Annotated in this window: 10 protein-coding genes; 2 read left to right on the forward strand and 8 right to left on the reverse strand. The window is 43.5% G+C overall.

Annotated features, from left to right (window positions below; translation table 11 throughout):
- Nucleotides 1–173 precede the first annotated feature (173 nt).
- Nucleotides 174–1,364: a ParM/StbA family protein gene (locus tag LGO15_RS14280; protein ID WP_167832515.1), complete on the forward strand. Its 1,191-nt coding sequence runs from the start codon at nucleotides 174–176 to the stop codon at nucleotides 1,362–1,364.
- 5 nt (nucleotides 1,365–1,369) lie between these two features.
- Nucleotides 1,370–1,744 carry a hypothetical protein gene (locus tag LGO15_RS14285; RefSeq protein ID WP_167832514.1) on the forward strand — a complete coding sequence of 125 codons (375 nt, stop codon included), beginning with the start codon at nucleotides 1,370–1,372 and terminating at the stop codon, nucleotides 1,742–1,744.
- 82 nt (nucleotides 1,745–1,826) lie between these two features.
- Here the strand turns inward: LGO15_RS14285 and glsA are convergent, their stop codons facing one another.
- From glsA to LGO15_RS14325, 8 genes are all read right to left on the reverse strand, one after another.
- Entirely contained in the window at nucleotides 1,827–2,753 is a 927-nt protein-coding gene (gene glsA / locus LGO15_RS14290) for a glutaminase A (protein WP_167832513.1), read from the reverse strand.
- Between the two features lie 93 nt (nucleotides 2,754–2,846).
- Nucleotides 2,847–4,523, reverse strand: a complete 1,677-nt coding sequence (locus LGO15_RS14295; protein ID WP_167832512.1) for an ABC1 kinase family protein — start codon at nucleotides 4,521–4,523, stop codon at nucleotides 2,847–2,849.
- Nucleotides 4,524–4,537: 14 nt separating this feature from the next.
- Nucleotides 4,538–4,921, reverse strand: a complete 384-nt coding sequence (locus LGO15_RS14300; RefSeq protein ID WP_167832511.1) for a phasin family protein — start codon at nucleotides 4,919–4,921, stop codon at nucleotides 4,538–4,540.
- A 192-nt stretch (nucleotides 4,922–5,113) separates the two neighbouring features.
- On the reverse strand, nucleotides 5,114–6,379 hold the full coding sequence (locus LGO15_RS14305; protein WP_226085130.1) for a LysM peptidoglycan-binding domain-containing protein: 1,266 nt from the start codon (nucleotides 6,377–6,379) through the stop codon (nucleotides 5,114–5,116).
- Between the two features lie 113 nt (nucleotides 6,380–6,492).
- Entirely contained in the window at nucleotides 6,493–9,069 is a 2,577-nt protein-coding gene (locus LGO15_RS14310; RefSeq protein WP_167832509.1) for a DEAD/DEAH box helicase, read from the reverse strand.
- 137 nt (nucleotides 9,070–9,206) lie between these two features.
- Nucleotides 9,207–9,587: a hypothetical protein gene (locus tag LGO15_RS14315; protein ID WP_167832508.1), complete on the reverse strand. Its 381-nt coding sequence runs from the start codon at nucleotides 9,585–9,587 to the stop codon at nucleotides 9,207–9,209.
- 180 nt (nucleotides 9,588–9,767) lie between these two features.
- Nucleotides 9,768–12,440, reverse strand: a complete 2,673-nt coding sequence (gene ppdK, locus LGO15_RS14320) for a pyruvate, phosphate dikinase (protein WP_167832507.1) — start codon at nucleotides 12,438–12,440, stop codon at nucleotides 9,768–9,770.
- Entirely contained in the window at nucleotides 12,440–13,258 is an 819-nt protein-coding gene (locus LGO15_RS14325; RefSeq protein ID WP_167832506.1) for a pyruvate, water dikinase regulatory protein, read from the reverse strand. The genes ppdK and LGO15_RS14325 overlap by 1 nt, the downstream gene beginning before the upstream one ends.
- Nucleotides 13,259–13,270 lie beyond the last annotated feature (12 nt).

Here is a 13,270-nt window from a genome sequence, read left to right on the forward strand (position 1 = left end):
CAATTTATCCTATTCCTTCCAGATATTTTGGACTAGATGAATGCATCAGTACATATGCGGATTTTTCATATTTCTTGATTTGTTCATGAATGTAATTCTTTCATTCCAAAAAAATTAGGTACTTGCACAATTGAACATGCGTTTTGCATAGGATTCAAAAGGAGGAGGATAAAATGAACAATTATAATTATTTCGCTGTCGACATAGGGAACAGCTGGTATAAAGTCCTGGCCTCTGATCATGGAGAGCTCAGGGAATACCAAATGCCAAACGCCATCGCATTGTATGATGATGAGTTTTATGAAAAGCCCTATGACGAGGAAGATATCATTCTCGAGGAAAATTTGATCGTAGAGATAAAAAGCCCGGCGATCACAAACAAAAGAGAAATTTTTTATGCTGGAAAGGCTGCTGCCAAGCAAAGAAATGTCAGCCTGACCGCAAGCAATAATCAAAAAGCTGACGAAGACCGCACATATATCCTTCTGTTCGCCGCTGCAGCCTACCATGCTTCTGTCATAAATTCAACCGATATTGAATTGAACTATTGCATCGACCAATTAGCTGTATCTCTTCCAACCACACAATATAAGGAGAGAAAAGAGTTACTGAAGCAAAAGTTAATTGGCACCCATACCATCACTCTGCATAAGGTGCCGGGAATTCCTGAGCCAAAAGAACTGATTGTCAAACTCGAAATCAAGGATGTCATTGTCGGTGCCGAGGGAGCATGTGCCTATTTAGGTTTAATTCGGGACATTGACACATTGACAATTAAGGACGACACCCTCGTGAAGGATTCCAAGAAAGGAATCATCATTGGTGACCTTGGCGGGGATTCAGTCGACTTTGTTGGAATCAAGAACAGCAAACCTGTTGCCTCAGTTGAAGGTGATCATTTTGGAATCAATCTTTTTTTGGATACGATTATAAAAAAGGTAAGCAAGAATGAATTATATACTTTTGATTCAAGGTCCGAGCTTGAAGAAAAGCTGTTTGCAGGTCAATCAGAATGGTATGTCGAACCCTTTGCCGGGGTCAGGAAAGACATTAGCAAGTATGTAATTCCCCAATTAAGAATCATGGCTATAAAGTATCTTGAGCACTTTGACCGCGCGAGAAGCAGTTCCAGCGAAATCAAAGGGGCATCCCGCTACATCGCCGTGGGCGGGGCAGCAAAATTGGCCCAAAAACAAATTCAGGAAGCTGCAGTAAGATGGGCTGATAAGGGGCGCCCGATTGAGCTGACTTTTCCAGAAAACCTGGAAAAACTGAACGTCTTCGGACTCATGATTTTAGCCAAAATGAACCAGCTTAAAAAACAACATGAGAATACCGAGGAACTAATTTCCATTGAAGGATGATCGGTATGTCAAACACCTATACGGATTACGTTAATAAAATCGCGATAACTGTCCCTGAACGATATATTGATGTCAAAACCGGTGAGTCTTATTCGGTTTCACAAAAAATCGTTGACCAGATCGAATACCATGCCGAAAACAGTTCGCTGGGTCATCTTGTTCTATCCGCTCTCCATCATTACCTTACGCCAAAACCCGTATTGAATGGAGGGTCTGCCGAAATCCTCCAGCAGCTGGCTGACATACGATCGATGCTGGAAAATGGCAGCTATCTTATCCAGCCAACTGTTAAGGCAAGAACCATGAATGAACAAACAGATGCTGCAAAATTACTCAACATGAAAGAAGTTGAAGATATCCTTGAAGCATTCGGGGGCTAATATTGTTTAAAAAAACAAGGACGGTACTCATGTACTCGTCCTTTGCTCTTGGTTCTGACCAATTGATTCTCCCAAATACGCCTCAAAACATGCTCATATTATACTTGGCAGACATGCTTTCCAGCAGCTTGATTCCTCCAATGCTATTTCCCTTTTCGTCCAGGGCTGGCCCTAAAATGCCAATTCCAAACCGGTTTGGCACTGACCCCATAATCCCGCCAGATACCCCACTTTTAGCAGGAATCCCTACCCTGACTGCAAACTCTCCTGACGCGTTGTACATCCCACAGGTAACCATGAACGTTTTGCAAAGGCGTGCGACATGGGCCGGTATCAAACGGCGATTTGTGACCGGCTCCAAACCATCCATTGCGAACACGCAGCCAATACGGGCAAGATCAAGACAGTCCATTTCGATTGCACATTGCTTCGTATAGACATGAAGCAATTCTTCGACATTCTCATCAATCACCCCATGCTGCCTCAAAAAGTAGCATAAAGCTCTATTTAGATCGGAACTTTCATATTCTGACTCTGCAACCTCCTGTGAATAACCAATTGAAGAATTTCCAGCCAGCTCCTGAATGAAAGAGAGTATCCGTTCGAATCGTTCCTCTGCGTCCTGCCCTTTGATCATATGTGTAACGGCTAATGCACCTGCGTTGATCATAGGATTCAACGGTTTCGAAGGGCTGAACTCCAGTTTGACAATTGAATTGAAGGGATCGCCAGTTGGTTCATAACCCACTTTGTTGAACACAGCTTCTTCCCCGTAATCAATCAGGGCAAGCGCAAGCGTCAACACTTTTGATACACTTTGCAATGTCAATTTTTGATGGATGTCTCCAGCAGAAACACAAGTTCCATCCTCATGAAAAATCGCGACAGACAACTCTTCAGGATTCGCTTTCGCCAATGCAGGAATATAGTCTGCTACCTTTCCGCCCTCAGTGTACTTTTTTGCTTCATCTACCAGTTCGTTCAGTTCATCAGTCGTTCTGCAAGGCATAATAAACTCCTCCGAAAAAAATTATTGAACACACCTATCGATTCACATAAAAAATAGGCAATGGGGTCGACATTGCCTATTCTAAAAGTCTTATCAAAAGCGACCCGACTTTAATATAGAATAAATAATCCATAAAAACATTCCGAATGCAATGATAAACCCTATTTCAATTGCAGGTACGCTTGTCAATATTGTATTATTGCCAAATGTTGCCCCGACAATTAGCCCTAGGACAACAATACTGAAAGCAAGCAGTGTCAAACCGAAGGAAACCTGGTTGCTGATCCTGTCAAACTTATGGAGAATCCGATTTATTTCCGATAAGCTTATTTCAAATTTCAGATCCCCCTTAGAAGCCTGATCCAGAACATTTTCAACTTGATTCGGAATATTGGAGAATGTATCCGTTAAGTCCTCCGCCCTATTCCAAAGCCGTTTGCCCATTTTTATCGGATCATATCGCTCCCTCATGATCTGCTCTCCATAGGGCCTCGCCAGCTCAATCATGTCAAGACTTGGATCGATTTCAGAAATGATGCCCTCAATCGTCATCAGCGCTTTTCCCATCATCGTCATTTCCTTAGGTAGGATAATTCGATGTTCCTGAGCAGCCGCAAACAATTCCTTGACCGTAATTCCTAAGCTTAATCCCTCTTTTGATGACCTTTCAACCGTTTTCCTGACTCCATCTACCCGGTCATAAAAATGCTGTTCATCAATGTCTGAAGGAACATAAGCCATTTTGAATATCGACCTGACGATTCGGTGGGTATCCTCTTGCATAATGCCCATCATCATCGAGGCAGTATCTTGTCTTAACCTTGCTGACAGCCGGCCTACTTGTCCAAAATCAATGAATATCAGCTGTTGAGCTTCAGGATTATATAGGATATTGCCAGGATGTGGATCACCATGAAAAAAACCTTCCCTTAAAATTTGAGTTATGAATGCACTTACCAAAAGATCGGCAATCCTTCGTCTTTCCTCATCCTGAATCATAGTCCTATTCAATTCGTTGAGTTTGATTCCTTCAACCTTCTCCATGGTCAGGATCTGTGGCGTCGAAAAGTCATGGAAAACGACAGGAACTTTGATAGAGTCGCAATCTTCAAACTGCATCTGGACCATATCCGTATTTCGTGCTTCTTCCGTATAATCGAGTTCCCTGCGAATGGACTCAGACAGCTCTTCTACCATGTCGGTAATATTGTAGTATTGAGCCCAATCATATCTCTGTTCAATTAATCTTGCTATATCCCTTAGAATTTCAAGGTCAGTATGGACAGTCTGGATAATGCCCGGCCGCTGGACCTTGACCATGACAGATTCCCCTGTTATCAGTATGGCTTCATGAACCTGTCCAATCGACGCGGCTGCAACGTAATTCTCGTTAAAATATTGGAACACATCCTCAACAGGCCTGCCAAACTCATGATGAAGTTTCTCCTTTATTTCATCAACCGGCACAGGGGGAACTTGGTCTTGAAGCAATTCCAATTCCTTAACAATCTCTTCTGGCAGCATATCACTCCTGATGCTTAGGAGCTGCCCGAGCTTTATAAAAGCTGGCCCCAATTCCTCCAGCATGCATCTCATACGGTAACCCGCCTCTTTTGTGTTTCCGCTCTTCACATCAGCAGCAATCCGATCCTTCAAAGAAAGGACATGGAAGAGCCCCACCTCTTCAAGCACATAGCCAAAACCGTACTTAACAAAGGCTGATGCAATCTCTCTGTATCTATTTAAACGTCTCAATCGGTCCGTCAACATTCCATCACCCGCTGCTAATCAATGTCTTTTGAAAATCCAGGAGGAACATTCTCCATTCCATTTTCAACCTGGTCAATATCATTATTCAATCCGTTGTTTCGCAGTTGTGCAATTTCCTTTTGCAATATCACAAGCTGTGCCTTGACAGTGTCTAACTCTTCCCTTGTTGCGAATCCAAGATCTGATAGCTGCTTCCTCGCCATCTCTCTGAATTCTCCATTCCATTCCTCACTCTTCGATTCACCTTTTTTAAAAAAGTCATCGAAGATCGTGTCAGCTTCAGCCTGAGTCATATTCCCCTTCTCCACCAGCTTCATGATGGTTTCATCTACTTTTTCCTTGCCGGCAACTGCAGCTCCCAGCCCGAGTAAAAAGCCGCTCTTCAGAAAATTATTCATTTCATGGACCTCCTCTTATTTGAATCAATTTACTTACTAATACCCCAAAAAAGCAGACAATTACCCTATTAAGTAAAAAAGCACCTGTTTCATTAAGAAACAGATGCTTACTATGAATTATTAAATACCCGCTTACCCCACTGCGTTCAGGCTTTGAATTTAGCCACAAGTTGGGAGGATTAGTCTAATAATTCATCGTTTGAGGACATCGACCTTATCCAAGTAAGCCCAATTTTGAGGAGCCTTCAAACTAAGTTGCCAATAGGTTGCGCCATAAAGCTCATATAAATCAATCAATCTATATTTTTCAACATAGCTCCTGATATCCTCAAACCAGACTATATGTTCTTCAGCCCCTTTCCAGTACCGGAACCATGGTGCCCTGGCTGCTGCATCAAATTGGATGACCGCACCGGTAGAAATAGCAAGATTCTGTGCGTCAAGGACGGAGAGAGCACGATATTGATTGGTCGAAACCACTTTATCATGACCGTAAAGCGGGAGACCGATTTGCAACTTTTCACGAGGAATCAAGGTCAATGAATACCTGACTACGAGTGCGATCCACCATAAAGGAGAAACAGGATCAGGCGGACCTCCAGGGTAACCGTAGTCAATTGTCATTACGGCCACAATGTCAGCAATCTCTCCAATCGATTGATAATCATAGGCTCCGATGATCGGATTGGTCGGGATATCTTCTGTCTTTGCATGGACGTTCACATGTAATATCAGGTTGCCCATGGCCTCTTTCAGTTCACGAAGGAAGCTGTTGAAATCTTCTCTCTGAGGCGGAGGAATAAATTCCAAGTCCACACTTATACCAGCATATCCTCTTTGGTTCGCTAAATTTACTAAACTGGCAACCAGGTTTCTGCGATATATTGGGGTTCCCAGAACATTGCCTGCCAGCTCTTTGCTGAAACCGGCCGAAGTAGTGTTTTGGATCAATAATAAGGGGATGATGTTCAATTCTTGGCATCTGCGGACAATAGGTCCATCATCTCCTAAAACATAGGCATACCCTTCTTTTGTGAAGGAAAATGCCGCAACAGCAATGAAAGTTAAATGAGGTGCCATTTTGTCCAAATCGGCAAGGAAGGTTGGAGAGGAGCCAGGGACGATAAATCCAAGAGTTGAGAATTGTGGTTGAACAGGGGAGGGAATATTGATGTTCTGGCCAATATACAAATTATTTGGATCCAGTCCCGGATTCGCACTCACGATGCTGCTGACACTCGTCCTGAACTGCAAAGAAATTCTCCACAATGTATCTCCAGCCTTAATTTTATAATAGCGAATAATAGGCTGCTGATCTGGAATATATAGTGCCAGCCCAGGAATGATTAAGGTGGTGGAAGGAAGTCCATTGACATCGACAATACTTTGGATCGATACACCATATGTCCTGGCAATTGCCCAAAGGTTTTCGCCTGACCTAACTACGTGAACAGTCATCTGATCACACCTTTTTATTTTTTCCTTCTATAATCATATGGCGGTTGAGCTATTATATACTACCGTACCTAAAAGTAGCAGGGCTTCATTTTCGAAGCCCTGCATACAGATGACTATCTCCAGCGATCCCTGTTGTCTGCCCTTTTCCTGTTCCTTGCTGAGTAGCAGGAATCACATATTTGATATGGGGAATCGACATGAATTCCCTTTCCACAATGCCTGCATTTCTTTTTATAATTTTTGACTTCTGACTTTAGGAATTCATGAACATCGTCGCTTAACTCCGTACGAACCCTTTCCCAGTAAACAGCCTCTGTTTTCCTTCCGAGCTTATATAAAAACAACAGATGAAGGCCAATCGCTTTATAAGATAGCTCAAGCTCCTCCAGAGAAGCAGTTTTCACAGGTGGTTCAGGCAATTCTTCATCTGCGACAATTGCTTTGATGGTTTCGAGCCATTGTTCAATAAGGGCAGGTTCTTTGGACGAAAAAGGCAAGTGAAGAAATCCATACAGCTCCATCATCGGCAGTCTGGCTTCGATTTCAGTATCCCTGACATACTCGTACAACTCCCTTTCTTCCGAAAGTGAAGCTTTATTCGTCCCTTTAGGGCTCTCGAATTTATCCCATAGTTCAAAAAATACCGCAAGAGAACGGTGATATTTTTGGAACCTCTCAAAGATCCCCGAGGTGGGAGCAATCGAAAATGTTTCTACTGGTTTATCTTCTTTTTCAAGCAGCTTTGTCATCAAGCCTATATCTGAGGTAAAAGCAACCCGTCCGACATTGTATATGCCCTTTCTGCCGGCACGGCCGGCTATTTGCTTTACTTCCTGGGAAGTCAACCTCCTGCGTCTCGTTCCATCGAATTTTTCATTTTCCAAAAAGACAATTCTCCTGATCGGCAAATTCAGCCCCATTCCAATCGCGTCGGTTGCAACCACTACACTTGTTTCTCCCTTGATGAAACGCTCCATTTGCTTTTTCCTTGTTTCTGGCGGCATACTTCCATAAATCATACTCACCTGGCGGCCACTGTTCTGGAGTTTCGAAGCATTTTCAAGCACCTGTTTTCTAGAAAAACAAACAAGAGCATCTCCTTTCTTGGTATACTTCAGGCTAAACTCTTTATTCTCAACCTGGAGCGGGATATCACGGGTATATTCGTAAATCTCTGCCACTCCATCATCCAGCAGGTCCATCATCATGGACTTGATATTTTTGCTGCCGATGATGTGGACTTCTTCTGCATTTGCATTTGTAATGGCTTTGAACCAGGAAAATCCTCTATCCTTATCAGCGATCATCTGAGACTCATCAATAACTACTACTTCATAAAAGTCCTTTTCGTGGAACATTTCCACTGTGCAGGATATATGGTTGGCACCTTCCACAGGCTTTTCTTCTTCTCCCGTTTTAAGGGAACATGGAACACCCTCAGAGTTGAGTTTTTCAAAAACCTCAAGGGCAAGCAGACGAAGCGGAGCCAAATACAAACCAGTTTTTGCTTCCTTCATCCTTTCGAGAGCGTGATGGGTCTTACCTGTATTCGTTTCACCGATATGAAGTGTATATCGAACATTTCTCCTCAGTGAAGGATTGTATTCACGGCCGAATATGTCCTCCAGCATGCGAGCTTCTTCTTCCCTTTTCCGCTCAAGCTCTGCCCGCTCTTCTTCTTTCCTGCGTATCCTCTCTCCAAGGTCTCTTTCGTACATTGCTCGATGTTCCGTTACATCAAATTCTGTATCAGCCAGAGTCATTAAATCCGTTATATATTCTTCCTGCAGCTTGAAAAGAAAACCGTCTAAATAAACTCCAGTGAGGTCTTTAGTAATTCTTTTCACCTCTCCAGCTGAAAGTTTGTCCTCAAACACTTCCTCATACTCGCTGAGCAGTTGCTGATTCAGACTCCCCAATATCTTTTCTGCAGCTATCTGGGTAAAATACTCTAAAACTTTTTTTTCGAAATGAAACTCATAGGTCTCATATTCAAAATAAAAACGCCCCCAGCTGGCTATTTGGTGAATCTGGCCTGTCAGTTCATCATAAAAGTCAGCCATGGTTCTATAATCGTCCGGATTGAAAGATCCAATCACAGTCAATCTTTCTTCCAGCATGTGTGTATCGATATCCTCAAACTTCTGATTCTCATTAAAAACCTTCCTTAATTCCTTTGCCATCATATGCCTGATTTTTAGATAGGCTGATTCCTGGAAGTCACTTAAGACAGTTTGGGCAACCTGGTATATGTTTTCCTTAATGCCTGCCTTATGCTCAAGCAACCGGGCTTCCTCCACTTTTTTGAGGAACTTCTTTCTCGCGCTGTGATATTGCTCTTCCCAGCTTTGTTCATCAATCTTGGTTTTTACCCATTCTTTGGTGTTGAAGGGCTCATAGTCCCTCATCTCATTTCTGAAAAGCTTATTGATCAGCTTTCGGTCCACACCTTCAACGACATAACCACGCTCACTTAAAAAAGCCTTTTTATCCCGCTTCGAGAAGTCGTTCGTGGATTTTGTCAGCCACACATTTAGCCAGATCTGGCTGATATAAGTACTTCTATTATCTAAATACTCCTTGAAATCAGGAAGGACTTCCTGTTCTCCAAGGAACTTTTCGATATCATCCATTATTTTAGTTTTAGTATTCTCCACGGCCTGCTGGTGGATCATGTCAATTTGCTTCATAGCTGAACCCCTTAAAATATGTAAATTAATCAACAAAAAATCACGATAAGTGTCTCGAAAACCAAAAAAAGGGCCGCACAACCACTGTGCATGCCCTTCCATCTGATATGAACCTTAAAAACAGCGGAACGGCTTGATTAGGCGTTCTTCACTTTCAACTTTTGCATGACTTTGGTTTGTACCTTTTGGTCATCCTTAGTAAACCTTTTAGGCTTGATTGGTGACACGGGTTTAATTTTATCGACGTTCTCGACACTCAGGATTTCAAGGTAGAACGGACTGCTTTGTTTGTTGCCCTTTAAGTATCCCTTAAGTATTTTCATTTTTTCAGAGGTACCTGTAAAAGGCCCTTGATAATCCCATTCTATTTCATTTGCATATTTTGAATCCATTTTTTCCTTCAAAGCGAATGCTTCTGATAATGCATCCTCAGGTGTCATAAAATAGGATTGCGTTCTCCTCAATCCCTTTTTCTTGCTGCCATCGCCAGCTTTTGCCTGATAAAGTTTCACTAACATTTCCCTCATCCTCTCTGGTTTGGTCTCACGCCTTCTCATGGTAAGTGGAAACACCAGAAGACCCGAGGAATTGCGTATATAGGTTAGTATACCCTTTTTTCCATCAGTTACCTATTAATAAGGAAAAATCAAATTAAAATGAAAGGAGCGCGATATTGAAATCACGCTCCCCATTAAGGGTTATTTGGCTATAACAGCCTCTTTTTCGTTGTTTCTCTCGTGGCGGATTGTTGCCTGAGCAGCTGCCAGTCTCGCAAGCGGCACACGGTATGGTGAACAGCTTACGTAGTCAAGCCCAGCATTGTAGCAGAATTCAATCGAAGACTTTTCACCGCCATGCTCCCCGCAAATACCAGTCTTTAAGCCAGGCTTTGTCTTACGGCCCAGTTCTACACCAGTCTCAACCAATTTGCCTACTCCTTCCCGATCAAGTACTGCAAATGGGTTTTCAGGAAGTACTTTTTGTTCAATATAAGCCTGAAGGAATTTGCCTTCTGCATCGTCGCGGCTGTAGCCGAATGTTGTTTGTGTCAGGTCATTCGTACCAAATGAGAAGAAGTCCGCTTCCTCAGCGATTTGGTCTGCAGTCAATGCTGCACGTGGAATTTCAATCATTGTTCCGACCGTGTATTCAATATTCTTCCCGGTTTCTTCCTTGATGCTTTGCGCTGCCGCGTTCACAAGCTCACGCATTTCCTTCAATTCATTCACATGGCCAACTAACGGAATCATGATTTCAGGCTGTGCATCAATTCCTTTATCAGCTAAATTGGCTACAGCGTAGAAAATGGCTCTTGCCTGCATCTCATAAATTTCAGGGTGGATCATTCCAAGGCGGCAGCCACGGTGGCCTAGCATTGGATTGAATTCATCCAATTGTCTTACTTTCTTTAACAACGCTTCCTTTTCCTTAAGCTCTTTCGATTCAGGATCAAGGATTTGCAGTTTCGTTATTTCAACTAAGAGTTCTTCTTTATCAGGCAAGAATTCATGTAAAGGAGGATCAAGCAAACGAATGGTTACAGGCAATCCCTGCATCACTTCAAGGATTCCCTCAAAGTCCTCTCTCTGCATCGGCAATAGTTCATCCAATGCGGCGTTCCGTTCCTCAAATGTTTCGGCAAGAATCATTTTTTGGACAATTGGGACCCTTGCAGCGTCCATGAACATATGCTCCGTGCGGCAAAGTCCGATACCGCCCGCACCAAACTCCAGTGCCTTGGCAGAATCTTCAGGATTATCTGCATTGGCACGAACGCCGATTTCCCGCTCTTCATCGGCCCATGAAAGAAGAAGCTGGAACTCCTCTGAAAGCTCAGGTTCGATCATTGGGATCTCACCAAGCATGATTTCACCGGTTCCACCGTCGATTGTAATAATATCACTATGCTTAACGATCACATCGCCAACACGAAATTGCTTTTCGTGCAAGTCGATCTTCATCGCTTCACAGCCGCAGATACAAGCCTTACCCATACCACGCGCTACTACAGCGGCGTGGCTTGTCATACCGCCGCGGCTTGTGACGACCGCCTGGGCAGCAATGATTCCATGGATATCATCCGGAGTCGTTTCAGGCCTTACAAGAATGACTTTTTGACCTTCATTTGCAAGAAGTTCAGCCTCATCGGCATCGAACACGACTTTCCCAGTAGCGGCTCCTGGTGAAGCAGGCAGTCCTTTTGCCAGCTGGTTCCGTTCAAAATTCTCATCGATACGGCGGTGCAAAAGCTGATCGAGCTGTTCCGGATCCACACGAAGAAGGGCTGTCTTTTTATCAATGATTCCTTCATTCACAAGCTCTGTCGCAATACGGATAGCTGCTTGAGCAGTACGTTTCCCGGTCCGGGTTTGAAGGATGAACAATTCTCCGCGTTCAACGGTGAATTCGATATCCTGCATATCCTCATAATGCTGTTCGAGGCGATTGCAGGTTTCAACGAATTGCTGATAAACAGCAGGCATTTCATTTTTCAATGTTTGGATTGGCTGAGGTGTCCTAATGCCAGCCACAACATCTTCGCCTTGCGCATTGATTAAGTATTCGCCATACAGGATACTCTCACCGGTTGACGGGTCACGAGTAAAAGCAACACCAGTTCCGGAATCATCCCCCATATTCCCGAATACCATGCTCTGGATATTAACAGCTGTCCCCAGATGTGAAGGAATTTTATTCAAACGGCGATAGACAATCGCACGCTGATTATTCCAGGAATCAAACACAGCGTTGATGGAAAGGAATAGCTGTTCCTTAGGATCCTGAGGGAAAGGCTTTCTTGTATGTTTTGTAACGATATTTTTATAGCCTTGGATAACTTCTTTCCAATCTTCTGCAGTCATTTCTGGATCTGCTTTGTATCCTTTCGCTTCCCTGGTTTCTTCCAGTAAGCGCTCGAAGAAAAAGACATCAACATCGAGGACGACATCACTGAACATCTGGATAAAACGGCGGTATGAGTCATAGGCAAAACGTGGATTGTTGGTTAGTTTCGCCATCCCCTCAACTGTCTCATCATTCATACCAAGGTTCAAGATCGTATCCATCATTCCAGGCATGGAAAATACTGCACCAGAACGAACTGATACCAGCAGCGGGTTCTCAGGATTCCCAAGCTTCTTGCCCGTTTTCGCTTCAAGATCACTTAGAGCTTCAAGAACCTGAGCCTGTACTTCTGCAGGAATCGTCTTGCCAGCTTCATAATAGGCATTACATGCTTCCGTAGAAATCGTGAATCCAAAAGGTACAGGAAGCCCGATACGCGTCATTTCCGCCAGGTTCGCTCCCTTACCTCCCAGGATTTCTTTCATTCCGCTATTTCCTTCATTAAAAAGATAAACAAATTTAGACATCAGCCAAAACTCCTCTCACTTTTTAAAATATCGAGTATCAATCCTGCTGTTTCTTCAATCGCTTTATTGGAAACATTGATGACAGGGCAGCCAACACGTTTCATGATTTTTTCAGCATAATCCAGCTCTTCCAGGATTCGTTCATAGCTTGCATAATTAGCCCGAGCGCCCAGACCGAGCGCTTTCAGCCTTTCCGTCCTGATTTCATTAAGCTTATCCGGCGAAATGATCAAACCTACACATTTGCTTCTAGGCACTTGAAACAATTCATCTGGCGGCTTAACTTCCGGAACGATCGGTACATTGGCCACCTTATAGCGCTTGTGGGCAAGATACATCGACAAGGGTGTTTTTGAAGTACGGGAAACCCCAACAAGAACGATATCCGCTCTCAAAATGCCCCGAGGGTCCCTGCCATCATCGTATTTGACGGCAAACTCAATCGCTTCAATTTTACGGAAGTATTCATCATCCAGCTTGCGCATCATGCCTGGTCGATGGTTTGGCTCCTTATTGAACTTCTTTTCAAAGGCATTCATCAATGGATTGAGCAAATCAACCGCATAGATGCCTTCCTCCTGAGCCCTTTTATCAAGATAAGCCTTAAGTGCTGGAACGACGATGGTATAAGCGATTATTGAACGCCCCTGCTTCGCGACCATGATGACATCCTCAATGTCTTCCTCATCCTCAACATATGAATTTCTTCTGATATCGACCTGTCCCCCGTTAAACTGGGTCGCCACAGCTTTTACTACAAATTCCGCCGTTTCCCCGACTGAATCAGATACTACGTAAACAACTTCCTTCATATCCAAAATGCGCTCACT

Origin of the sequence: Mesobacillus sp. S13 (assembly GCF_020422885.1) — a bacterium.
Classification (GTDB): domain Bacteria; phylum Bacillota; class Bacilli; order Bacillales; family Cytobacillaceae; genus Mesobacillus; species Mesobacillus selenatarsenatis_A.

What these genes read in the sequence shown, in the direction of transcription:
- LGO15_RS14280 (WP_167832515.1), top strand. Translation starts at nt 174, where the DNA reads ATGAACAATTATAATTATTTCGCTGTCGACATAGGGAACAGCTGGTAT.
- LGO15_RS14285 (WP_167832514.1), top strand. Translation starts at nt 1,370, where the DNA reads ATGTCAAACACCTATACGGATTACGTTAATAAAATCGCGATAACTGTC.
- glsA (WP_167832513.1), bottom strand. Translation starts at nt 2,753, where the DNA reads ATGCCTTGCAGAACGACTGATGAACTGAACGAACTGGTAGATGAAGCA.
- LGO15_RS14295 (WP_167832512.1), bottom strand. Translation starts at nt 4,523, where the DNA reads ATGTTGACGGACCGATTGAGACGTTTAAATAGATACAGAGAGATTGCA.
- LGO15_RS14300 (WP_167832511.1), bottom strand. Translation starts at nt 4,921, where the DNA reads ATGAATAATTTTCTGAAGAGCGGCTTTTTACTCGGGCTGGGAGCTGCA.
- LGO15_RS14305 (WP_226085130.1), bottom strand. Translation starts at nt 6,379, where the DNA reads ATGACTGTTCACGTAGTTAGGTCAGGCGAAAACCTTTGGGCAATTGCC.
- LGO15_RS14310 (WP_167832509.1), bottom strand. Translation starts at nt 9,069, where the DNA reads ATGAAGCAAATTGACATGATCCACCAGCAGGCCGTGGAGAATACTAAA.
- LGO15_RS14315 (WP_167832508.1), bottom strand. Translation starts at nt 9,587, where the DNA reads ATGTTAGTGAAACTTTATCAGGCAAAAGCTGGCGATGGCAGCAAGAAA.
- ppdK (WP_167832507.1), bottom strand. Translation starts at nt 12,440, where the DNA reads ATGTCTAAATTTGTTTATCTTTTTAATGAAGGAAATAGCGGAATGAAA.